This window comes from Sorangium sp. So ce117 (genome assembly GCF_051524395.1).
GTDB classification, from domain to species: domain Bacteria; phylum Myxococcota_A; class Polyangia; order Polyangiales; family Polyangiaceae; genus Sorangium; species Sorangium cellulosum_B.
In genome coordinates, this window is record NZ_CP150309.1 from 6272851 (window position 1) to 6296645 (window position 23795).

Below are 23795 nucleotides of genomic sequence, written 5' to 3' on the forward strand. Positions count from 1 at the left end.
ATCCGCTATCCCACGCGGGGTGGAGGCCGGTCAACGCGCCGGCCGCCGCGCGTCGCGCAGCGCCTGGGCAGCGAGCCACAGGCCGGCCGCCGTCACGAGCGCCGCCCCGAGCAGCTGGTCCGCCGACGGGCTCTCGCCGAGCCAGGCGGCGGCGAGCACGTGCGACAGGACGACCCCGACGTAACCGATCGCGCCGATGCGCGCCGCGCTGTCGAGCGCGTAGGCGCGCGTCATCGCGAGCTGCGCGAGGCCGCCGGCGAGCCCCGTCCCGATCAGCAGGAGAGCGCCGAAGGCGTCGGGCGTCCGCCAGACCGGGATGGAGAGCGCGACCATCGCGGCGCTCGCCACGAGCGAGAAGTGCAGCGCGATCGCCTCGGGGCTCGCGCGCTCGCCGCCTGCGCCGATCCTGCGCAGCCAGATCATGGCGAACGCCGAGAAGACGGCGCCGAGCGTGGCGATGAGCGCGATCTCGCCCGCGATCGCGAGCCTCGGCGCGGCGACCAGCCCGACGCCCGCGAAGGCGAGCAGGGTCGCGAGCCAGAGGCGCGGGCTCGTGCGCTCGCCGAGCAACCGCGGCGCGAGGAGCGCGACGAAGATCGGGCTCGTCGCGCCGAGCGTGACCGCGTCGCCGAGCGCGATCTGCGGCGTGCCGAGCGTGTAGAAGCCGCAGAGCATCGCCCCGGTGCCGCAGAGCGAGCGCGCCCACGCGAGCCGCCGGTCGCCCCGACCCACGGAGAGCGGCGCACGGCGGACGAGCGCGACGCCGAGCGCGGTGGCCGCGCCCACCAGCGTGCGCGACGCCGCCACCTCGGGCCACGGGGCGTGCTCCGAAGAGAGCCGCGCGAGGACGTTCATCACGGCGAAGAGCGATTGGGCCAGGAGCATCCACAGGACGCCCGCTGTCGGGTGCGCCGCGCGCCCCTCGCGCTCCGCGGCGAGGACGATCGCGGAGGCCCCGGGCGGGTGCGCGGCGACCGCACCCTGCGACGATGACGACGTGCTCACGTAGCGCATCGATTACCACCTCGACCTCGCCGCCGTACACGCCGCCGTGCGCCCAAAGGCGCCGGCGCTCCCGGGTGCGTGCGCGACATCGAAGCGCTACGGTCGCAACGATGCGCGCGATCATCGGAGTCACAAGGAGAAGCAGGACAGGAGCGATGGATGGTCAGCGGGAGCGCCGATCCGGGGCGCTCTGGCTGGGGCTCGTCGCCGCGGGCGCCCACGCGCTCGGGTGCGGCGCGAGCGCCGCGAAGGCGCCGGCGGAGGAGCCGTCCGGGGACAAGGCCAGAGGCGGGGCGGCGGAGGAGGAAAGCACGCGCCCCTCGGAGGGCAGGGCCGCCGGCGTGGAGGCCGGCGGCGAGGCCCAGGGCACCCAGGCCCCGCCCGCGCCGGGCCAGCAGATGACCCGCGCGGAGGCAGCGCGGTACGTGCTCGGCCTCGTGAACCGCGATCGCGCGGCGCACAAGCTGCCGCCCGTCCGGTGGGACGAGACCGCGGCGCGCGCAGGGCGGCGGCACGCCGAGGACATGGTCCGGATCGGCTTCACCGGCCACTGGGGCAGCGACGGCTCGGTCCCGGAGGAGCGCTACACGGCCGCGGGCGGCGACGGGTTCCCGATGGAGAACGCCGGCTGCTTCGCCGACGCGATCCCCCGCGAGCTCGATCCGGATCCGCGCTTCTCCGCGGAGAGCCTCGAGCGCGTGCACCAGGCCTTCATGAACGAGAAGCCCCCGGCCGACGGGCACCGGCGCAACGTGCTCACAGCGTCGCACACGTCGCTCGGGGTCGGGCTGGCCAAGGCGAAAGGGTTCGACATCGCCTGCCTGGCGCAGGAGTTCGTCGACGACTACGGGACGTACCAGCCGCTGCCCAGGCGGGCGAAGATCGGCGAGCGGATCCGGGTGAGCGGCGAGCTCGCCGCGCCGGCGAAGATCGCGGGCGTCGGGATCTCGCGGGTCGAGCCGGCGAAGCCGATCAAGCCGGAGAAGCTGCTCAAGATGGGCGGATACCCGATCCCGCCCCCCTACGCGACGTTCTTCCCGAAGGGCTTCAAGACGCCTATTCCTCTCCAGGTGACCGGCAATCGATTCGACATCCAGGTCCCGCTGGACGACCGCGGGCGGCCCGGGCTCTACGGCGTCAGCGTCTGGGCGACGTTCCCCCCCTCGGACGAGCTGAAGATGGTCTCGCTCCGCACGATCGACGTCGTCGGCAAGGGAGGCGCGCGATGAGCCAGAGCCGCCCCCCCACGGCGTCCGAGGAGCTCGACGCGGTCAAGGTGCTCGATCACCTGGTCCGCCGCGCGGTCTCGATGGGCGCGAGCGACATCCACGTCGAGCCGAAGCGCGACGGCATCCGCGTGCGCTACCGCGTCGACGGCGTGATGGTGGCGCAAGGGCAGATCCCGATCGAGATCGCGCCGTCGCTCACCTCGCGCGTGAAGGTGCTCGCGCGGATGGACATGACCGAGCGGCGCCTGCCGCAGGACGGCCAGTTCAGCCTGGAGCTCCACGGCCACCCGCTCATCCACCTGCGCGCCTCGACGTTCCCCGCGATCCACGGCGAGACGCTCGTGCTGCGCGTGCTGCTGAGCCACCAGCTGATCCCGCTCGACAAGCTCGGGCTCGCCGAGGGGGACCTGCCGCGGCTCGAGCGGCTCGCCGACCGGCCCTCGGGGCTGATCGTCGTGTGTGGGCCGACCGGATCCGGCAAGACCTCGACGCTCTACTCGCTGATCAAGGTCATGAAGACGAGCGAGCTGAGCATCGTCACGCTGGAAGATCCGATCGAGGTCGAGTTCGCCGACATCACGCAGGGGCAGACCAACCCGAGGCAGGGCTTCACGTTCGCGACGGGCCTGCGCGCGATCCTGCGGCAGGACCCGGACGTGATCATGGTGGGCGAGATGCGCGATCCCGAGACGGCGCAGATCGCGCTGCAGGCGAGCCTCACGGGGCACCTCGTGCTGTCGACGCTGCACACCTCCGACGCGGTGGACACGGTCGCGCGCCTCGTGGACCTCGGCGCGGAGTCGTGGATCGTGGCGAACGCCCTGCTCGCCGTGGTCGCGCAGCGGCTCGTCCGCAAGCTCTGCGAGGAGTGCGCGGAGACGTACGAGCTCGAGACCGCCGTGACGGGCGAGGAGGACAAGGTCCTCATCGAGAAGGGCGCCGAGCTGAAGCGCAGCGTCGGGTGCCAGACATGCCACTTGACGGGCTACCGGGGGCGCATGGGCCTGTTCGAGATGCTTGAGCTCGACGACGACCTGCGGGATCTCGTGAAGGCGCGGGCGGGAAAGCGCGCGTACCGGGACGCCGCACGCAAGGTAGGCCTCGTGCCGCTCCGCGAGGCCGGGCTCGCCAAGGTGAAGGAGGGGCTCACCTCCCTGGACGAGGTGCTCCGCGTGACGTGACGTTGGGGGAGGGGTCTTCGGTCAGGTCGCCGGCGAGGAGCCGTCGTCGACCGCGTTGGCGGCGATGACGCCCTTGTACCAGAGCGCGCTGTCCTTCGGGACGCGCCGCTGCGTCTCGTAGTCCACCCAGACGATGCCGAACCGCTGCGAATAGCCGCGATCCCACTCGTAGTTGTCCATCAGCGACCACACGAAGTACCCAGCGAGCGGCGCCCCCGCGTCCATCGCGCGCCGCGCGGCGACGAAGTGATCGCGCAGGAACTCAAGCCGCCGCGTGTCCGGAATGCTGCCGTCCTTGTTGGGCTCCGTCGAGTAGGCCGCGCCGTTCTCCGTCACGTAGAGCTTCGGCACGCCGTACTCCACGTGCAGCCGGAGGAGCAGCCGCCGCAGCCCTTCCGGGTAGACCTCCCAGTTCATCTCCGTCTGCTCGGAGAGGGGCGCGACGTGCACCGTCCTCGGCAGGTTCTGCTCCTCGGGCACCTTGCTGCTCCGCAGGACCGCCCGCGAGTAGTAGTTGAGGCCGAGGAAGTCGCACTGCGTGGCGATGATGTCGAGATCGCCCGGCTTGCACACGGTCAGCCCCTCCGGCGGGAGGTAGCCCAGCGCGATGTAGTCCTCGATCATGTCCGCCGGGTAACGCCGGCCGTACAGCGGATCGAGGAACCAGCGGTTGAAATACCCGTCGTAGTGGCGGCACGCATCGTAGTCAGCGGCGCTCGGCGACGCGGGCATCGCGTAGTTCATGTTCAGCGTAATGCCCACCTCGGCGCCGGGGCTGTTCCTGCGCAGGACGGGCACCGCGAGGCCGTGGGAGAGCAGGAGGTGATGGCTCACCGTCAGGGCCTTCTTGAAATCGCGCCCGCCCGGTGCGTGGATCCCCTTCTCGTAGCTGAGGAACGCCGTGCACCACGGCTCGTTGTGCGTGATCCACTTCTTCACGCGATCGCCGAGCTTCCGCGAGATGACGTCGGCGAACTCCACGAACGCATCCGCCGTCGAGCGATGCTGCCAGCCCCCGACCTCGTCCTGGAGCACCTGCGGCAGGTCCCAGTGGAAGAGCGTCGCGTACGGCTCGATCCCGGCCGCGAGGAGGCCGTCCACGAGCCGGCTGTAGAAGTCGAGCCCCTTCTGGTTCACCGCGCCCCGGCCGTTCGGGAGGATGCGCGGCCACGCGATCGAGAACCTGTAGGCCATCATGCCCAGGCTCTTCATCAGCGCGATGTCCTCAGGCCACCGGTGGTAGTGGTCGCACGCGACGTCGCCGTTGGTCCCGTCGACGATCTGACCGGGCGTCTTCGCGAAGCGATCCCAGATGGACTCGCTGCGGCCGTCCTCGTTCGTAGCCCCCTCGATCTGATAGGAGGACGTCGCGGTCCCCCAGACGAAATTGTCGGGAAATCTCAGAGACGGCATGTCGACTTGTGGTTCTCCTTTAGAGAGGTCCGGCCTCGACGGAGGCGGGCACCGTGCGATCGTAGAGCGCTGAGGGCGCGATGACGGAGCCGGGCGCGTAGAGGTGGCAGCGGACCCAGTGCCCCGACCCGACGTCGACGGCCCCCGGCATCTGCTCCCGGCACGTGTTCATCACGCTCGGGCAGCGGTCTGCGAAGGGGCAGCCCGGCGGCGGGTTGATGAGCTTCGGCGCCCCGGACCGGGCCGGGAGGTCGCCGCGGATCGAGCCGTTCGGATCCGGAACCGCCGAGAGCAGGAGCTTCGTGTAGGGGTGCGCCGGCTGCTGCATCAGCTCCTCGCTCGGCGCGCCCTCCACGATGTGGCCGGCGTACATCACCATCGTGCGATCCGCGACGTAGCGCGCGCTCGCGATGTCGTGCGTGATGTAGAGGTACGAGATGCCGCGCTCCTCCTTGAGCTTCTCCATCAGGTTCAGGACGCCCATGCGGATCGAGACGTCGAGCATCGAGATCGGCTCGTCCGCGAGGATCACGCTGGGATCCACCGCGAGGGCGCGGGCGATCGACACGCGCTGCCGCTGGCCGCCCGACAGCTGGTACGGGTACTTGAGCGCGACCTCCGCCGGCGGGTTCAGATCGACCGTCTTGAGGAGCTCGTGCACCTTCTCCCGGAGGATCGCCGGGGTGGGCGCCTTGTTGTGGAGCAGGAGCGGCCGCTCGAGGTGGTAACCGATGGTGTGCACCGGGTTGAGCGAGCCGAACGGATCCTGGAAGATCATCTGCACCTGCCCGCGGTAAGCGAGCGAGGCGCGGGTCGGCTCCTCCTTCAGCACGTCGCGACCCTTGAACACGATCTGCCCGCTGCTCGGGGGCATCAGCCGCGCGAGGAGCCGTGCGATCGTGCTCTTGCCGCTGCCCGACTCGCCGACGAGCGCGATGACCTCACGCTCTGCCAGCGCGAACGATGCGTCGTGCAGCGCCCGGAGCTGCTGCGATCGCAGCCCGCCGCCGACAGGGAAGTATTTCCCCAGGCGCACCACATCGAGGACAGGCGAGACAGAAGGTTGCGTCATCGTCATCGTCAGTAGAGGTGGCAAGCGCCGCGGTGCTCGGGCGCGATTTCACGAAGGACGGGCAGCTCGTTCTGGCAGGTCGCGAAGGCCTGCGGACACCGGGGGTGGAAGCGGCAGCCGGCGGGAGGGTTGCGCATGTCGGGCGGCGAACCCGGGATGCCCTGCAGCTTGCGGCGCGGCCCACGGACCGAGGGGAACGACCCGAGGAGCCCCTGCGTGTACGGGTGCTTCGGATCGCTGAAGAGGTCCTTGGCGCGGGCGGTCTCCGCGAGCTTGCCCGCGTAGAGGATGGCGATGCGCGTCGAGAACTCGGCGATGAGCGAGAGGTCGTGCGTGATGAAGAGGATCGAGAAGCCGAGGCGCTCCTTGAGCTCGGCGATCTGCTGCAGGATCTCCCGCTGCACGACCACGTCGAGCGCCGTCGTCGGCTCATCCATGATGAGGAACGGCGGCTTGAGCGCCATCGCGATCGCGATCACCACGCGCTGCCGCATGCCGCCCGACAGCTGGTGCGGGTAGCTGTTCAGGCGCGACGAGTCGATGTTCACGAGCTTGAGCAGCGCGGCCGCGCGCTCCATCGCCTGAGCGGGCGTCACGCCGTCGTGCGCGATGATCGGATCCGCGATCTGCTCGCCGATCGTCAGCACCGGGTTGAGCGCGGTCATCGCGCTCTGGAACACCAGCGCCATCTTCCGCCAGCGGAAGGCGCGGAGCTGCTCGTCGTTCATCGCCAGCACGTCCTGCCCGGCGAAGTACACGTGCCCGCCCGTGATGACCGCCGGCGGGCGGAGAAGCCGCATGATGGCCATCGCCACCGTCGACTTGCCGCTCCCCGACTCGCCCGCGAGGCCGAGCACCTCGCCCGGGGCGATGTCGAAGGAGACGTTGTCGACCGCACACACCGGACCCGTCGGGGTGATGAACTCGACCCGGAGATCCTGAACCGAGAGAAGCGGACTAGGCGCCATGAGTCCTCACCACCGGCGTTGACGAACCCGCCGTGACCTTGCGGCTCCTGAGGAGACGCGACCAGGCTCCCTCCGAGCGGAGCCGCGGATTCGAGATCTCGTCGATCGCGTAATTGATGAGCGTGAGCGCGAACCCGACAAGCGCGACGCACACGCCGGTGGGGACAATGGTCCACCAGGCGCCCGTGAGGAGCGCGGCGTTGTTGCTCGCCCAGTAGAGGTTCGTCCCCCAGGTGACGGCGCTCAGGTCGCCGAGCCCGAGGAACTCGAGGCCGACCTGGGCGCCGATGGCGTAAACCGTCGCGCCGATGAAGCCGGACATGAGGAGCGACGTCATGTTCGGCAGGATCTCCACGAAGATGATGCGCGCGCTGCTCTCGCCGCTCACGAGGGCCGCGGACACGAAGTCCTTGTCGCGCAGCGCGAGCACCTGCGAGCGGAGCACACGCGCGTTCCACGCCCAGCCCGTGAGGACGAGGACGAACAGGATCGTCATCGGCCCGGCCGGCAGGTAGGCCGCGATGACGACGGCCATCGGCAGGCCAGGGATGATCAGGAACACGTTCGTGAGCAGCGAAAGTACGCTGTCGATCCAGCCGCCGAAGTAGCCCCCGGCCATGCCGATCGCCGCGCCGATCGCGATCACCGCGAAGCCCGTGGCGAAGCCGACGGCCAGCGAGGTCCGCGCGCCGACGATCGTCTGCGCGAGCACGTCCTGCCCCTGGCCGTTCGTGCCGAACAGGTGCTCGCCAGAGGGAGCCTCGTGAGGCATGCCCACGAACGCGTGCGGGTCCTGGCCCACGAGCGAGGGGCCGAGCAGCGAGACGAGCAGGAAGAAGAGCACGATGAGCGTGCCCACCATCGCCTTGCGATTCGAGAGGAGGAGGCGGAGCCATCCCGCCGCGCGGGAGCCGCCGCCCCCGCTGTTGCCTTGTTGCGCAGCCATCGCTTCTCCTGGACCCAGCCGTCAGCGCCCGCGGGCGCGGGGATCAAGAAACACGTAGATCACGTCGACCAGGAAGTTCGCCCCCAGCACGGCGAACGTGATGGTAAGGAAGATCCCCTGCATGAGCGGGTAATCCTGGTTTCGAACCGCCTGGATGAGCAGATAGCCTTGCCCCGGATACGAGAAGACGATCTCGGTGAGCAGCGAGCCGGCGAGGACGAAGCCGAGCGCCATGCCGAAGCCGGTGACGTTGGGCAGGAGCGCGTTCCTCGCGGCGTAGGTGAACATGACCCGCCACTGCGAGAGCCCCTTGGCCTGGGCCATCGTGATGTACTCCTCGGACAGCACGGTGACCATCGCGCTGCGCATGCCGAGCATCCAGCCGCCGATGGTGGCGATGACGATCGACAGGGCGGGCAGGATCATGTGCGAGAGCACGCTCCCGATGAACTCCAGGCTCCAATCGGGCGAGAGCGTGTCGCTGTAAGCGTGCCGCAGCGGGAAGGCCCCGAGCACGAACCCGAGGAGGTAGAGCGACACCATCGCGAGCCAGAAGTAGGGGAACGCGCCGAGGAACATCAGGACCGGCGGCATGATCGAGTCGAGCCAGCCGCCCCGCTTCCACGTCGCGATGATCCCGAGCAGCGTCCCCAGGCCGAAGCTGACGATCACGGCGGCGCCCGACAGGAGCAGCGTCCAGCCGAGCCCCGTCGCGATGACCTCCGTCACCTTCGCCGGGAAGTGCGCGATCGATGTGCCGAAATCGCCGACCAGGATGTGGCTCAGGTAGGTGAAGTACTGCTTGTAGAGCGGCTCATCCGTGAACCCGAACGCCTTCCGCAGCGCCTCGATCGCCTCCGGCTGCAGCTGCCCCCGGAAGCGCACGAACATGGCCGAGGCTGGATCGCCCGGCATGGCGCGCGGAATGAGGAAGTTCAGGGTGAGCGAGGCCCACGCCGCGATGAAGTACAAGCCCAGCTGTCGCAGAAGGTAACGCACAGAAGCTCTCTCTTTTAACCTGCGCTCCGGATCAGGTCACGCCCAACTTCACTTCGGCTTGAGCTCGGTGAGGACCAGGAGGTACTCGGGCGGGTTGTTGGGCGACAGCTTCGCGTACGGGTTCTCCTTGCTGGGGAACCCGGTGAAGCGGCGTGTGTTGTACTCGCCCCAGGACGGCCCGGGGAACAGCGGGATCGAGGGCGCCGCCTCGGAGAAGATCTCCTGGAGTTGCTCGATGATCTTCTTCTGCTCCGCCGGCTCGGTCGCGGCCTCGAACGCCTCGAAGAGGCTGTCGGCCTGCTTGGCGCCGAAGCGGTGCCAGTTGCGCGCCGACGTCTCGCCGACCGGCTTCGCGGTCGCGGTGCCGAGGAGGTCTCGGTAGAAATTGTAGGGGGTCGGCTCCTCGTTCGACCAGCCCATCGACAGGTCGAACGTGCCCTTCTGGAGCGCCTCGAAGAACGCGCTGAAGTCGTACGTCTTCAGCGTGGCCTCGACGCCGATCTGCTTCACCTGCTGCGTGACGATCTGCGCCGCGCGCACCCAGTCGGACCAGCCCGTGACGACGTTGAGATCGAAGCGCAGCGGCTTCCCGTCCTTCACGCGGATGCCGTCGGCCCCCTTGGCATAACCCGCCTCGTCGAGGATCTGGTTCGCCTTGGCCACGTTGAACTTGACCCAGTCGCCCGCCTCGACCGTCTTCTGGCTGCGCCAGCGCTCGTGCGCGTCGCTCAGCGCCGTCGCGTCCGCCGGCCGCGTGTAGTTGTTCATGGCGACCTTGACGATCTGCTCGCGGTCGAGCGACATGCTGATCGCCTTGCGCACCCGCGCGTCGTCGAGGGGCTTCTTCGTCGTGTTCGTGTAGACGAACACCGTGCTGCCGACGAGCGGGAACCAGTAGTGGTGATTCGCCGGGTCCTTGCCGACGTAGACCTTCTCGATCTCCGGGACGAAGTTGCCGGCCCAGTCGACCTCGCCGTTCAGGAGCGCCAGGTTCGCCTGGTCGTTGCCCGGGTACGCCGGGAAGCGGAGCCCCTTGATCGCCGGCTTGCCCGGCTGCCAGTAGTTCGGGTTCCGGCCGAGCTCGTAGATCTGGTTCTGGAAGGTCTTCACCTCGGTGAAGGGCCCCGTCGCGACCGGGTTCTCGTTCGTGTACGTGACCGGATCCGCCACGTCCTTCCACTTGTGCTCCGGCACGATCGGCTGGTGGCCGAGGAAGACGAGCCCGGGGACGTACGGCCGCGTGAGCGTGAACTCGACCGTGGAGTCGCTCTTGGCCTCGACCGAGGTCAGCCATTTCCAGACGCCCTGCAGGTCGAGGGCGACGTGCTTCTTCAGGAGCCCGAAGGTGAAGGCCACGTCCTTCGCCGTGAACGGCTGGCCATCGGACCACTTGACGCCGGGCCGCGTCGTGACGGTGAGCGTCTTGTTCCCGTTACCCCACTCGTACTTGGATGCGAGCCAGGGGGTGAACTCGCCCTTCATCGTGTTGTAAACGAGGAGCGGCTCGTAAATACCAGCGACGGTTGGCCAGCGAACGTTGCCTGATGCGAGCAGAGGATTGAAGTTCCGCACCCATGACGCTTGCTGCTCGATCGAGACGGTCAGGAAGGTGTCGGCGGCCGGAGAGGGCTTGCCCGCACCCGGCGCGGTGCTCGCGCCGCCCGCGGACTCCTTGGTCGGTTCGGTCTTCCCGCACCCCGCTGTGACACCGACCGAAAGCAGCAACGTCGACAAAACGAACGTCCGACGCGGCAACAACCAGTTCCTCATGAGAATGCTCCTCGCGGGGCCCTCGTGGATACGCCCGAGCGCCCACCGTCCCTCTCCCACTCCTCAATCTCCCTGGAAGCCACCACGCAGCAGAGCGGCTCGCCGGAATTCGACACCGCGACGCAGTGCGCCATACCAGCATCCAGGCGTCGGCACAGTAGCCGTTTTCGCACAGCAGTGTCAACGGGGATTCGAGGTCGCTGTCAAGTTCTCGCGCCGCTTACTCAGGCGCGCTTTACAAGGGAGATGTCGTGGTGCGTCATGTCTCGCAGCAGCAACTCCGTCTCATGGTGCTCATGGTGTCATCACGCGTCATGAGGAATGATGGCTTAAGCACTTGCACTGTTATTTTCTTTGGCCGCAGTAAGAAAGTAAGCAGTCACAGGCTGCGTCGGTTCAGGCACCTGAGGTGCACCGCGGTCCACGCGCGTCCGGGGCAGGTCTATACAGACGTCCGCGGGCGATTACAAGACCAGAAATTTCCAACTTCGCGCCGATGGACAGGGGGGCGCGCTCCCAGGGCGAGCGCGGACACCCCCCTGGGCGGGCAGAGAGGGAAGGCCGCGTCAGGGGCGGACGCGGGCGGAGCGTCGGGTACGCTCAGCGTTGTAGTGCGGGCCGCTATTCGACGCCTGATGGGCTGGTCCTCTCCGCCGTGGCCGTGAGTACCACGTATCAGGAAAGGCTCCCTTCGATGTCATCAATGTTTCGCGCACAGGCGCGGGCGCGGGGCAGACGAGCGGCCGCGAGCGCGTTTCATGGGAGCGGGGGAGCGGACGCTGGCACGCGGAGCTCGCTGCCGAAGAGCTCGTCGGCGGTGCAGTTGTCGACGAACGCGCTCTCCTTACCCAGCTTCAGCTGAGGCTCGGGCGAGCCCTGCACGACCAGCCCGAAGCGGTTGTCCAGGGCGCGAACCCGGGAGAGGCGACCGGTGCTCCGGTCGTACAGGATGCCGGCGCGCGCACAGCCTTCCACCCGCACGTCATCGAGCGCGACGGTGGAGCCGGCGAGCGCGAGGACGCCGTCGGCGACGAGCTCGTCGCGCCGCCTGCCCTGTGCGGCGCGGGGATCACCCGTCACCCCGTCGACGACCGTCTGCGAGATCTCCGCCTCGGAGGCGAACAGCACAACGCCGGCCGTGCGGCTCCCGCGGACGATGGACGAAGCGAGCCGGATCTCGTACCCCGCGGCGGCGACGCCGATGCCCGTGCTGTCGTCGTCGTCGTCGCCGCCGTCGTCGCCGTCGTCGCCGTCGTCACCGTCGTCTGATTCGCCGCCCGCGGTGCCGTCGATCAGGTTCCCGATGATCTCGACCTTGCTGCCGAGGATCTCCGTGCCGGCGAAGACGCCGACGGAGCGGTTGCCGCTCACGACATTGCCCGCGAGCACGGCGGTGGCGCCTCTGTAGATGACGATCCCCTGCCCCACCGGCGCGCGGCGGTCCGGCGCGACATGCCCCTCGACGAGGTTGCCTGTCACGGTCGCCTCGGACCCGTCATATCCCACGAGCAGGCCGGTGCCCTCGTTGCTGCGAATGGCGTTCGACACGAGCGTCACCCGGCCCTCCGCCACGGTCAGCCCGGCGCCGTCCCCCCAGCTGCCTTCGGCGATGGTGCCTTCGATGAGGTTGCCGCCGGCGATCAGCTCGGCGGAAGAGTCGCCGACGTGAACCCCGGTGCCGCGGTTCCGGACGACCGCGCTGTCGTGGAGGCGCATCGCCGCGCCGCGGGCGACGGCGACCCCGAATCCGCCGAGCAACGACCCGGTCGGGGCCGCCACCGTGCCCTGCACCAGGCTCCGCGTCATCGTCGCCGCGCTGCCCTCGCCGATGACGGCGACGCCGATCTCCGTGTTGCCGAGGACCACGCTCGAGTCGATGGCGACGCGCGCTTGCCTCGCCGCATACACGCCGACGCCGTAAGGCGGGTCGGAGGTCCCGGTGCTCGTCCCCTCGACGAGCACGCCGGAGAGGGTCGCGGACGCGCTGGCCGCCACGAGGATCCCGGACAGCTGGTTTCCAACGACAGCCGTGCTCTCGATCGACGCCTCGGCGCCGTCCTGCACGACGATCCCCTGGCCGTCCGCCGGGTAGCGCCCCGACGACACGGTTCCCTCGACGAGGCTGCCCACCACAGACGCCGTGGCGCCCGCCTGGAGCGCCGCCACGCCCGCCGCGCGGTTGCCCGTCACGGCGCTCTCCTTCACGAGGAGCGCACCGCCGGCTTCCGCACAGGCGCCGATGCCGGTCCCTGCGCTGCCGCCGCGCGTCCCCTCGATCCAGCTCTGCGCCACCGAGATGCGGGCGCCATCGCCCGACAGGACGCCGGCATGCATGGCGTCCTTGATGTGAACGCGCTCGAGCGTCACGGCGCTCGCGCCGGTCGCCACGACGCCGGCGCCGTCTCCGCCGATCTCGATCCCCCGGAGCGTCACCTCCCCTGCGTCGAGCACGGCCACGATCGCGGGAGGACGCACGGCCGAGCTCACCCCGCGGATCCGCACGCGCGAGGCGCACGGGCCGGTGATCTCGAGCGGCTTCGTGATGACGACCGGCTCGTCGTAGGTCCCCGCCGCGAGCGCGATCGTCCCGCCGTCGTCGACGAGCCCCAGCGCCGCCTCGATCGTCGTGACCGGCCTCGCCTCGGATCCGTCGCCGTCCGCGCCGGAGTAGCTCGGATCCACATAGACGTTCCCGGACACGCGCGGGACGCTCCCCCACGGCCCGCGCCCGCAGCCGACGGGGCCGTCGACCGGCACACACCCCGCTTCCGGCGTCGCGAACGTGCCTGTCGGGCACCTCGCCATGGCCGGCCTGCAGAGCCCGTCGTCGCCCGCGAGCTCCGGAGCGCAGCGGGGGATGCCAGCGGGAATACAGCCCTCATCGAACTTCGGGATCGTCCCCGCAGGGCATTTCTCCATCGATGGATGGCAGAGCCCGTCGTCCTCCACGAAGAGCTCGGCGCACCCCTGGATGCCCACCGGCATGCACGCGTCCGCGGGGCCGAGGACGTGCCCAGGCGCGCAGCTCGGCGCGCGCGGCGCGACGCCCTCGCATACGAGCGGGGCGCCGGAGCTCCCCGAGGGGTCGCTGCACGCCGCGACGAGCGGCAAGAGAGCCGCGATGCAGGCTGCCAGGCAAGATGAACCCGCGCGCGTCGCGCAGAAGCGCATGCAATCCCCTCCTTGGAAAGCGCTGCCTCGCGCGCCGCGGGCTCCCGCTCCTCGGGCGAACAGCTCTCCAGAGCTCCCGCTGCAGCGCGGAGACCGCGCGTAGCCTCCATGAACAGGCGCTCCGAGCGCCCGAGATCGTCGAGGAGCCCGCGCCAGGGTGACGAGGACGCCGCCTGTGCGCCTGTGCGCCTGTGCGGCGCTGCGCGAGCTCCTTTAGCGTAATGAATCCTACAACGGGAGATGCGCTCCTGCCAGGTAAAGGAGCCGTGATCGCGCCGACTTTCCCTTCGCTGCAGCGCCACGGACGGCTGCGCCGCGCCGGGTCTCCCGGGCGTGGGCGCGCGAGCCTCGCTGACACCGAGGCTCGCGCGCGGCCGAGCGTGTGGGTCAGACGTCTTCTGTCAACCACGTTGAACCGGGCGAACGCGGCGCGGGGACGCCCCGCGCAGGCGGCCGCTCCCGCTGCGTCGCGGGCCCGCCGTCCGCGGCTGAAGCCGGCGACCGCGCCGTCGTTCCGGACGACGGGGTGACGCGCGGCGCGGCGCAGAGCGCGGCACACTCACGCGACGACGGCGAGGTTGCCGCAGGAGGAGCGCCCCACAGGGCCCTTGTCGGCCGAAGTGGGCTGCGCACGGCGTGACCAGATGGCCGCAAGCGATGAGAACATCGCCGCCGACGAGCGCAGATGTCGAGTCGCTGCAGCCCCTGATTGCAGGGATCCACCAGGTCTTCGGAAATGCGGCTTGCCGAGCGCGATAAAGCCGCAAGTCGGGTCGTCCTCCCCCGTCTCATGCCGTCCCGCCGCGCGCGACGCGCGGGGGGCGCCCTGCGATGGACGTCGACATTTGCCTTTCTCCAGCGCTCGAAAGGCTCCCACATCGGCGCTGCGAGGCGGCGCCGGCGCGCGCAGGCGCGGCGGCTCCCCGGCGCGATGAAACGGGGCAGAACGCTCACCCGGCGCGGATTCAGACAATGCACTTTCGCCGTCGCCGACGCGGCAGGCTCTGCACACGAGGAGTCAGGCACGCAGCCTGCTCTCCACGCCGTTCAACATGCCGGCGCGGGCCCGAGGGCCGTAGCAGGGCATGGAAGGAGGACGGATGGTTCGCTCAATCGATATGAAGATGGCGCACGCGGCGATGCTCTTTTCTGTGTTGATGACCGGGTGCGCAGTCGACGCGGTGGCTCCGCAAGAGGCCGACTTGGACCAGGCTGACGTCGACGTGGCGTCGAGTGAGCAGGCGTTGGAGGACGAGGAAGCGACGGACGAGGAGACGCGGGGCGGCGGCCTGATCGGCGCGCCCGGGGTGCCGGGCAAGACCGATATCGGCCAGGGCCCCATCAAGGGCGGCCTCGGCGGCCCCGGTGGCCCGCTCCAGGGCCCCGGCGGCGTCGGACAGGGCCCCTTCAAGGGCGGCATCGGCGGCCCGGGTGGCCCGCTCCAGGGCCCCGGCGACATCGGCCAGGGCCCCATCAAGGGCGGCATCGGCGGCCCCGGTGGCCCGCTCCAGGGCCCCGGCGGCGTCGGACAGGGCCCCTTCAAGGGCGGCTTCGGCGGCCCCGGTGGCCCGCTCCAGGGCCCGGGCGACATCGGACAGGGCCCCTCCAAGGGCGGTATCGGTGGCCCCGGTGGCCCGCTCCAGGGCCCCGGCGGCGTCGGACAGGGCCCCTTCAAGGGTGGCATCGGCGGCCCCGGTGGCCCGCTCCAGGGCCCCGGCGACCTCGGACAGGGCCCCATCAAGGGCGGCCTTGGCGGCGTCGGGCAGGGCCCCGGCGGCCCGCTCCAGGGCCCCGGCGACCTCGGACAGGGCCCCATCAAGGGCGGCGGCCCGCTCCAGGGCCCCGGCGGCCCCGTCGGCCAGGTCGGGCAGATGCCCGGCGGCCCCGTCGGGCAGATGGGCGGGATGCCCGGCCTCGGCGGCCTCCCGGGCATGGGCGGCTTCGGGTGGCCGCTCGGCATGGGCGGCTATCCGTACGGCGGCTTCGGCTTCCCCGGCGGGTTCGGCGTGCCGCTCGGCGGCTTCGGCGGCGCTGGGTGCTGCGGCGGAGGTGGTTTCCCTGGATCGCTCTTCCCCTGACGTCGTTCCCCGGGCGCGAGGGCCACGCTGCCGCCGCGAGCCGCGGTGAATCGATACGAGGGTCCGCCCGAACCTGCGGGGAGAGTCACCCGAGCTCTCCGCGAGGCGGGCGGCCCGTCCGTCGACCGGCCCCTGGAGAGCGGGCGCCCTCGTCGAGCGCCGGGCCCGCGAAACGTTGGACCCCCGCCGCGCGGTCGAGGCAGCATACGGCGATGGAAGACGCCCCCCTCCTAGAGCGCGAGCCGGAGACCAACATCTTCGGCGAATCCATGGTGGTGTTTCACACCGCCGCGGACCTCATCGGCCTGGCTCCCCGCATCCGGCTGGAGCTCGAGCAGCCCGACTACGAGCACATCTTCTACATCACCACGCAGCTCCAGGACCGCCTCGTCCCCTTCCGCGGAGAGGCGGCCGCGGCCTACGAGCGGCTCCCCGCGTCGGTGATCCCGAACCGGGCCGCGATCACCCCGCTCTTCAACGGCAAGCTCATCCTCCGCCCCGAGGCGCTCCGGAGCGGCTCGATCCACGTGCAGGACGGGACGATCCGCCTCGCCGATCAGGGCCTTTACCGCATCCAGCCCGGCGCGTTCGTGCGCTTCAAGGCCTATCGGGTCCAGCACAACCAGGCGCGAGGGCCTTACAAGGGCGGGCTGCGCTTCCACAAGGCCGTGTCGCTCGACCTGTTCAACGCGCTCGCCGCCGAGATGACCTGGAAGACGGCCATCGCCGATGTCCCGTTCGGCGGCGGCAAGGGGGGTATTCGCATGGACCCGCGCGAGCACAGCAAGGAGGAGCTCGAGGCGATCTCGCTCCGGTACATGTACCGGCTGAAGCAGCTCATCGGGCCCAACGTGGACATCCCCGCGCCGGACGTGGGCACGAACGCCGAGGTGATGGCGTGGCTCCTGCGCCAGTACAGCGACGGCGAGCGCGAGCGGGTGAACCACCGCGGCGTCGTCACGGGCAAGGACGTGCGCATCGGCGGCTCCGAGGGGCGCGTCAAGGCGACCGGGCAGGGGCTCGCGTACTGCATCGAGGAGTGGTACGCGCAGCGCGGCGCCCCCCTCGCGGGGGCGCGCTTCATCGTGCAGGGCTTCGGCAACGTCGGCTCCGCCGCCGCCGAGATCCTGTGCCGGATGGGCGCGCGGTGCGTGGCCGTGCAGGACGCCGACGGCGCGATCTTCGACCCGAACGGCGTCGACGTGGGCGCGCTGATGGCGCACGTCAACGAGAACCCGCAGAACCTCCGGCGGTCGGTCGCCGGCTACAGCGGCGCCCAGGCGATCGCGCGGGACGATTTCTGGAGCGTGGACGCGGACATCTGCATCCCGGCCGCGCTCGGCGACGCCATCACCGGCGAGGTGGCCGAGCGGCTGAAGGCGAAGCTCGTGGCCGAGGGCGCCAACCGCCCGACCACGACCGAGGGCGACAAGGTGCTCGCGGAGCGCGGCATCAGCGTCATCCCCGACATCATCGGCAACGCGGGCGGCGTGACCGTCTCCTATTACGAGTGGATCCAGAACAAGCGCATGGAGCACTGGACCGAGGGCGAGGTGAACGCGCGGCTGGAGCGCGCCATCAAGAGCAACTACCGCCTGATCTGCGACATCGCGGAGGACCGGCCGCGCCGCTCGGACGATCACGACTCGACCGGGCTCGTCGTGGGCAAGCGCCTGCCGATGCGGCTCGCCGCGATGGTGCTCGCGCTCAAGCGGATCGAGGCGCACTACATGCTGGAAGGGTTCTCTCAGTGATCTCGGCAAAACGACGAGAGCGGCGCCGAAGTCCGGCCGTCCCTCTGGCCGGGTTCGGGCGGGCGGCGGGCGGACCTAGCGAGCGACGCCGTACCCGAGCTTCTTGATGCCGTAGACCTTGATCTTGTGCTGGAGCGTTCGCAGCGGCAGCTCGAGGCGACGCGCCGCCTCCGTCTGGTTCCAGTCGGACGCGCGCAGCGCCTCGAGCAGGAGCTCGGCCTCGATCTGCTCCAGGCGCGTCTTGAGGCCGACCGCGGGGGCCGCCCCCTGCCCCGGATCGGACGCGCGCGGGGGGAGCGGCTCGGACGGGCGCGAGGGCAGCGGCTCGGACGCGCGCAGGGAGAGGGCCGGCGCGACGCCGGGCTCGGACGAGCGCGAGACGTCGACGGCGCGAGAGGGCGTGGGCGGCGAGCTGGGAGAGGTCACCGCCAGGCGGATGCGCTCCGGGAGATCGCGCGCCATGATCGCGTCGCCCTCCGCGATCACCACGGCCCGCTCGATCGCGTTCCGGAGCTCACGCACGTTGCCGGGCCACGAGTAGCACTTCAGGAGGGCCAGCGCCTCGGGCGCGAGCGACTGGACCCGGCTGATGTTCGCCGAGTTCGCCTGCGCCAGGAAGCCCGCCGCGAGCGTCGCGATGTCGTCGCGGCGCGCGCGGAGCGGCGGGATGTTCAGCGTCATCGCGTTCAGCCGGTAGAGCAGATCGAGCCGGAACGTGCCCGCGTCGCACATCGCGTCGAGGTCGCGGTGCGTCGCCGCGATCACGCGGACGTCGACCTCCAGCTCCTTGGTCGCGCCGACGCGCGTCACCCGCTTGGTCTCGAGCACGCGCAGGAGGGCGGCCTGCGCTGCCGCGGGCAGCTCGCCGATCTCGTCGAGCAGGACCGTGCCGCCGGCGGCCGCCTCGAAGACGCCCTTGTGCTGCTGGCTCGCCCCGGTGAAGGCGCCGCGCTCGTGGCCGAAGAGGGTGCTCTCGACGAGCAGCGCCGGGATCGCGCCGCAGTTCACGCAGATGAGCGGCTCGCCGCGGCGCGGGCTGCCGTCGTGGATGAACCTCGCGAGCACCTCCTTGCCCGTCCCGGTCTCGCCGCGCAGGAGCACGGGGATCGAGGAGCGCGCGGCCCGCAGCGCCACCTCGACGAGCGATCGCATGAGCGGGCTCTTGGTCGCGAGGAGGTGGCCGTCGGCCTCCCACTGGCTCTCCGGCGGCGCGCCCGGCGGGCCCGCCTCGTCGGGCGGCCGGGTGCTGTCGACCTTCGGCGTGACGTAGACCAGCGCGCCCTCCGGGGGCGCGAGGCGCACGGGCTCGGCGGGGGTGGCGCTCCGCGATGCCTCGTGGCTGACCTCGATGAGCTTGTCGATGGACGTCGCGGCGTCGGGGGACACGGCGACCCCCGCGACCAGCAGGGGCTCGCCCTCGCGGCGCGCGACGATCGCCTTCGCGAGCTCCTCGGCGAGCTCGGGGGTGACCTCGGGGAGCAGGATCTCGAGGGTGTCGGCGCTGTAGAAGGCGACGCGATCGACGGGCCTCAGCGCCTCGCGCACGCGGAGCCCCCAGTGGCGGAGGTGGCTCGCCTGCGCGCCGAGCGAGCGGACCACGACGAGCGCGAACTTGCGGCCGAAGAACCTGGACCGCACGATCTCGGCCTGGAGCGCGAAGCGGAGCGCGTCGGAGCCCTCCAGGCCGAACGGGGGCATCTCGCCCCCGGAGAGCACATGGACCGACGCGACGATGCCGCCGAGCAGCACCTCGTCCCCGGCCTTGACCACGCCGCTCTCGACCCGCTGCCCTGAAATGCGCGTCCCGTTGCGGGAGCCGAGGTCCTCGACCACGACCTCGCCGCCCACGAGCGTGAAGCGCGCGTGCCGCCGCGAGATGCTCCTGTCCCGGATCACCACGTCGGCCGGGGCCTCCCTGCCGACGACGACGCCGACGCCGGGGCTCATCGGGGCCATCTCGACGCCGTCATGATGATAGACGAGCAGGAGCACACGCCGCTTCTCCGAGCGCGCGCCCTGGAGGAGCTCCCCTGTCTTGATGGACAGCGGCGCGGTCGTCGCCATGGGGCCGGTCCTGTAACCGCTCACACTGCCCAACTACGCCTCATTCCTCCCAACGGCAACCGGGAAGCGGCGGCGCCCCCGGTCTTCGGCGAAAGCGCGCGCGGGGCGTCCGCATGGTAAGGAGGTCGGATGCTGCGTCTCAACGCCGAATGGACACAGGTGCTCCGCCGGTACAAGGAAGACCACCAGGATCCACGCAACCAGGCGTGTCACCAGGTCGGCATACCGCTGATCGTCGCAAGCTTCCCCGTGGGCGCGACGCTCATCGGCCTCCCGCTCGCGGCCGCAATGTTCGCGACCGGCTGGGGCTTCCAGTTCGCGGGCCACTGCTTCGAGGGGAAGAAGCCGTCGTTCGTGGACGACAAGCGGAGCTTGATCATCGGCGTTCTCTGGTGCCTCGAGAAGTACGGCCTGCGCGTCTTCGAGGAGACGCCCGTCCCCTGACGCTCCTCGCCAGGCGCTTCCCGGGCGCCGTCCACGTGCACGGCTGTGACGCGGACAGATCGGCTTCCTGCATCAGAAAACCTGGAACATGGTTTTCTTTGCCACTGTGCTGCATTGCGCAAAGCTTTCTTGACGTGATGCACGCACGGTCGTACCTGTGTCGCGGGCGGGGGCGACGACTCTTCCTGTTTGGGGTCCTCGGCAGGCACCGCGCCCGCCGGCGCATCGACGTCCGTCCGCCCGTGCCTCTGTCCCGACGAGCTCCCGGAGCGTCGGGACCGGCCCGCCGCAGGCGATGAGATGGACGAGGACGAGGAGACGGGGGATGGGGAGCATGAGGGGGAAAGTCGCCGTGATCACGGGGGGCACCTCGGGGATCGGGCTCGCGACGGCATCCGCGCTGGCGCGGCAGGGCGCCCGGGTGACCGTGCTCTGCCGCCGTACCGGCTCCGACGGCGCGAGGAAGCTCGCCGCGCTGAAGGTGCTCGGCGAGGTCAACCTCGTCGAGTGTGACCTCGGCCGGCTCGCGTCCGTGCGCGCGGCGGCCCGCCAGGTGGCCGACCGGTGCGGGGCCGTTCACCTGCTCGTGAACAACGCGGGCGTGTTCCTGCGCGAACGCGCGGAGTCGGCCGACGGCCTCGAGATGACGTTCCAGGTGAACTACCTGTCGCATTTCCTGCTGTCGAACCTGCTGCTCGACCGGCTCAAGGCCGCGCGCGACGCGCGCGTGGTCAACATGGTCGCGCCGGTGGACAGCATCCGGCTCGACTTCGATGATCTCATGTCGAAGCGCTCGTATTCGTTCCTCTCCGCCTCCGCGCGGTCGAAGCTCGCGCTCGTGCTCGCGGCGCGCCGCCTCGCGGAGAGGCTCTCGGGCACAGGAGCCCAGGTGCTCTGCTACTACCCTGGCCTCGTGCGCTCAGGGCTGTTCGAGGGGACCTCGCGCGTCCTCAAGGCGCTGATCGACGTCGTGGGCGCGACACCGGCGCAGGCGGCCGCGAACCTCCTCGCGATCCTGGCCGAGACGGCGCCCGCCGGGAGCCCCGCCTTCTTCGAGCGGACCAGGGCGAGGCCTCTCAAGGGAATGGCGACCGACGCAGAGGCGGCCTCGCGGCTCTGGGAGATGAGCTCGCGGCTCGTCGGCTTCACCTGAACGGAAGGGCCCCCGGGCTCACCGGAACCCCCGCTTCTTGAGCTCCGCGGCGAGCGACGACTGCACGCGCTCGACCTCCCGGCCGATGGCCCGCACCGCCTCCGTCGCGCTCTCGAGCGTCCCCGCGCGCGCCTCGCGATCGAGCCGGGCGCAGAGCTCCTTCAAGCTGGAGGCCGCGAGCGCGTCGGCGCTCTCGTAGAGCGCCCAGGCAAGCCGCTCGAGCTCGCCGAGCGCGCCCTGCGCCGCGGCCTCGCGCATCGAGGCCACCCGGGTCGGGGCCTCCGTGAGGAAGAGCTCGATCATCTCGGTGACGACGTCGGGCTCGACGGCGCGCAGCCCGCCCCGCGGCCGCGAGGAGGCGGGCTGGCCGCGCCTCGATGTCGTCGACGTCGACGGGGGCGAGGGCGTGACCAGGGTCGGCGGAGCGAGCTCCACGCTCGGCGGCGCGCCGTCGGGGTGGGCGGCCTCGTACGCGCCAGACCGCGACGCCGCGCCGGGAGGCCGCCGCCCGCGGTCCGCCTCGTCCTGCCTCGGCGGCTTCGATGAGGCCGTCGCTCGCGCCGACTTCGGCGGGTGCGCGCGCGCCCCGGCGGACACGTGCTCCGGCGGCAGCCCTGCGAGCAGCCGCAGGCTCGAGTGCAGCTGCGCGCGCCGGATCGGCTTGATGAGCACGGAGTCGACCTCGGCGCGGCTGGGCGCCTCCCTGCCGGCGTAGGTCATGAGGCCGACGCGAACGGGCGCGATAGCGGGGTCCGCCTTGATACGCTGGAGCAGCATCAGGCCGTCGAGATCGGCCAGCTCGAGGTCGATCAGCACCATGTCGTAGGCGGCGCCGGCGTCCGCCGCCTCGCGCAGCGCAGCCAGGGCGCCGGCGCCGCTGCCCGAGGTGCGGCACGCGAGCCCGAGCTCCTCGCTCAGCTTTCGCACCACCTGACGCACCGAGCCGCTGTCGTCGACAACGAGCACCCGCTTCCCGGGCAGGTCGATGCGCGGGATGAGCGCGCGCTCCGCGCCGCGCGCGCGCCGCTCGAACGGCAGCGCGAACGAGATCCCATGCCGGCGCGCATCGATGTCCGCGGGCTCGCAGAGCTCGCCGCCCATCGCGACGACCAGGCGCTTCGCGACGGCCATGCCGGACGCCACGCCGAGGTCTCGCCCGGACGCAGGCCGCGCTCCGCCGCCCGGCGCGCCCGCTGCCCCCGGCGCCGCCGCGCCGTCCGCCCGCCCTGCGCCGCCCGCGAGGCGCACATCGAAGCGCACCCGCGCGCGCGCTCGCTCGGGCGCACCGTCGAGCCTGCCCTTCGCCTCGTCGTTGCGGGCCGCGTCCAGCGCGGCGCGCACCAGCACCTCGCCTCGGGGCGCCGCGCCGATCGCGGTCGCCACGACGTTCAGCAGGATCTGCCGCAGCCGCGCGGCGTCGCCGCGCACCGCCGCCGGCACGTCCGGCTCGACGTCGAGCACGAGCTCGGTCCCCTCGTCATGAGCGCGATCGCCGAGCAGCTCCGCGGCGTCCTCGATCGCCCGGCGCAGATCGAAGTCGGCGTGATCGACGGGCAGCCCGCAGCCGTCCGGCTGGCCGAGCGAGACGAGATCGTCGACCATCGAGAGCACCGCGTCGCCGCTGCTCCGGATGCGCCGCGCCCAGGCGCGCTGCTCCGGGTCGAGCTCGCTGTCGAGCAAGAGGCTGCTGAACCCGACGATCCCGCCGAGCAACGTCCGGATCTCGTGCCGCATCTGCGCGACCGCGCTCGCCTCCCCCTCCTCATGGGCGAGCGCCCATGGCCGCGCGGCCGGCTCCTGCGGCGCGAGCGCGCGCTCCGCGGACTCGCTGCTCCTCGTGCCGGGGCTGCTCTCTGGACCGCTCCGGCGCTGCTCTTTGCCTGCCATCGACGCCCCGCCACGCCTCGGGCGCCCGCCCCACGCGAGCCCCACGACGCCGGAGCTTCAAGTGTACTGCTTACAATGCCCCGGAGAGAAGCTCGCCGTGCGCGCCGCGACGACCGCGCCGCGCCGTGCACGCGCCATTCGCGCGCCATTCGCGCGGGTTTTACGCGCCTCTTGGGCGGCTTTTACATGCCTTTTACGCGCCATTCACGCAATGTCAGCGTCCGTCAGCTCCCGCGCCCCGCGCCACCGCAGGGGCGCTCGGCGGCGTCTCCCACGGTTCGCGAGGCCCATGGGGGCGACGCGCGTCCCCGAGCGCCGTCACGACGACGCGCTCGCGATCGACCGCCGCTTCCGCCGAGAGCACGCTGGCGGCCGACATCCGCTCCGCGCGGCGGCGCAGCATGCTGAGCCACCATGAGGTGGCGCGCTGGACGGGGGGGCTTGCGGGAGATCGGCTGGGACGCAGCAAGAAGCATCGGGCAAGGATCCCGTCGATGACGGATGAGGAGCCGTCTCCTCGATCGCACACGACGGGACGGGCGGCACCATAGCGCAGTTGTTCGGCGCGGCGCACCCGGGGGCGCGGCGCGCCCGGGCGCGCCGCGGGCGGAAGGCTGCTCGGGCGCGACGGATCGCTGCGCGCTCGATCGACGGGCCGATG

At 71.0% G+C, this 23795-nt stretch carries 16 protein-coding genes; 6 read left to right on the forward strand and 10 right to left on the reverse strand.

Annotation, left to right across the window (positions count from 1 at the left end; genetic code table 11):
• Positions 1–30: 30 nt before the first annotated feature.
• Positions 31–1014 carry a DMT family transporter gene (locus WMF46_RS23420; protein WP_437987623.1) on the reverse strand — a complete coding sequence of 328 codons (984 nt, stop codon included), beginning with the start codon at positions 1012–1014 and terminating at the stop codon, positions 31–33.
• 146 nt (positions 1015–1160) lie between these two features.
• Here WMF46_RS23420 and WMF46_RS23425 point away from each other — a divergent pair, with 146 nt between their 5' ends.
• Together WMF46_RS23425 and WMF46_RS23430 are read left to right on the forward strand one after the other, a co-directional pair.
• Positions 1161–2234 (forward strand): CAP domain-containing protein, encoded by a 1074-nt coding sequence (locus WMF46_RS23425; RefSeq protein ID WP_437987624.1) that lies wholly within the window; start codon positions 1161–1163, stop codon positions 2232–2234.
• Entirely contained in the window at positions 2231–3415 is a 1185-nt protein-coding gene (locus tag WMF46_RS23430) for a GspE/PulE family protein (RefSeq protein ID WP_437987625.1), read from the forward strand. The genes WMF46_RS23425 and WMF46_RS23430 overlap by 4 nt, the downstream gene beginning before the upstream one ends.
• 21 nt (positions 3416–3436) lie before the next feature.
• On the opposite strand, the gene WMF46_RS23435 is transcribed toward WMF46_RS23430, so the two are convergent.
• The 7 genes from WMF46_RS23435 to WMF46_RS23465 all read right to left on the reverse strand — a co-directional run bounded on the left by WMF46_RS23435 (position 3437) and on the right by WMF46_RS23465 (position 13754).
• Positions 3437–4828, reverse strand: coding sequence for a GH1 family beta-glucosidase (locus WMF46_RS23435; protein ID WP_437987626.1), 1392 nt, complete (start codon positions 4826–4828; stop codon positions 3437–3439).
• Positions 4829–4847: 19 nt separating this feature from the next.
• The gene (locus WMF46_RS23440) at positions 4848–5906 is read right to left on the reverse strand and encodes an ABC transporter ATP-binding protein (RefSeq protein WP_437987627.1); all 1059 of its coding nucleotides are present in this window, start codon (positions 5904–5906) and stop codon (positions 4848–4850) included.
• Positions 5907–5908: 2 nt separating this feature from the next.
• Positions 5909–6868: an ABC transporter ATP-binding protein gene (locus WMF46_RS23445; RefSeq protein WP_437987628.1), complete on the reverse strand. Its 960-nt coding sequence runs from the start codon at positions 6866–6868 to the stop codon at positions 5909–5911.
• Complete coding sequence (locus WMF46_RS23450) at positions 6858–7814, reverse strand: ABC transporter permease (protein ID WP_437987629.1); 957 nt, start codon at positions 7812–7814, stop codon at positions 6858–6860. Before WMF46_RS23450 ends, WMF46_RS23445 begins: the two co-directional genes overlap by 11 nt.
• 21 nt (positions 7815–7835) lie before the next feature.
• Entirely contained in the window at positions 7836–8813 is a 978-nt protein-coding gene (locus tag WMF46_RS23455) for an ABC transporter permease (RefSeq protein ID WP_437987630.1), read from the reverse strand.
• 48 nt (positions 8814–8861) lie between these two features.
• Positions 8862–10583 carry an ABC transporter substrate-binding protein gene (locus tag WMF46_RS23460; RefSeq protein ID WP_437987631.1) on the reverse strand — a complete coding sequence of 574 codons (1722 nt, stop codon included), beginning with the start codon at positions 10581–10583 and terminating at the stop codon, positions 8862–8864.
• A 756-nt stretch (positions 10584–11339) separates the two neighbouring features.
• Entirely contained in the window at positions 11340–13754 is a 2415-nt protein-coding gene (locus WMF46_RS23465) for a right-handed parallel beta-helix repeat-containing protein (RefSeq protein WP_437987632.1), read from the reverse strand.
• A 1202-nt stretch (positions 13755–14956) separates the two neighbouring features.
• Between WMF46_RS23465 and WMF46_RS23470 the strand changes: the two genes are divergently transcribed.
• Both WMF46_RS23470 and WMF46_RS23475 read left to right on the forward strand, forming a co-directional pair.
• Positions 14957–15832, forward strand: a complete 876-nt coding sequence (locus tag WMF46_RS23470; RefSeq protein ID WP_437987633.1) for a hypothetical protein — start codon at positions 14957–14959, stop codon at positions 15830–15832.
• Between the two features lie 212 nt (positions 15833–16044).
• Positions 16045–17586 (forward strand): Glu/Leu/Phe/Val family dehydrogenase, encoded by a 1542-nt coding sequence (locus tag WMF46_RS23475; RefSeq protein WP_437987634.1) that lies wholly within the window; start codon positions 16045–16047, stop codon positions 17584–17586.
• Between the two features lie 75 nt (positions 17587–17661).
• Here WMF46_RS23475 and WMF46_RS23480 read toward each other — a convergent pair whose 3' ends face one another.
• The gene (locus WMF46_RS23480; RefSeq protein WP_437987635.1) at positions 17662–19650 is read right to left on the reverse strand and encodes a sigma 54-interacting transcriptional regulator; all 1989 of its coding nucleotides are present in this window, start codon (positions 19648–19650) and stop codon (positions 17662–17664) included.
• Positions 19651–19779: 129 nt separating this feature from the next.
• On the opposite strand from WMF46_RS23480, the gene WMF46_RS23485 reads away from it, so the two are divergent.
• Together WMF46_RS23485 and WMF46_RS23490 are read left to right on the forward strand one after the other, a co-directional pair.
• The gene (locus WMF46_RS23485; protein ID WP_437987636.1) at positions 19780–20094 is read left to right on the forward strand and encodes an Mpo1-like protein; all 315 of its coding nucleotides are present in this window, start codon (positions 19780–19782) and stop codon (positions 20092–20094) included.
• Positions 20095–20428: 334 nt separating this feature from the next.
• Positions 20429–21247, forward strand: coding sequence for an SDR family NAD(P)-dependent oxidoreductase (locus WMF46_RS23490; protein ID WP_437987637.1), 819 nt, complete (start codon positions 20429–20431; stop codon positions 21245–21247).
• 18 nt (positions 21248–21265) lie between these two features.
• Here the strand turns inward: WMF46_RS23490 and WMF46_RS23495 are convergent, their stop codons facing one another.
• A complete protein-coding gene (locus WMF46_RS23495) occupies positions 21266–23134 on the reverse strand; it encodes an ATP-binding response regulator (protein ID WP_437987638.1) in 1869 nt (622 codons plus the stop codon).
• Positions 23135–23795 lie beyond the last annotated feature (661 nt).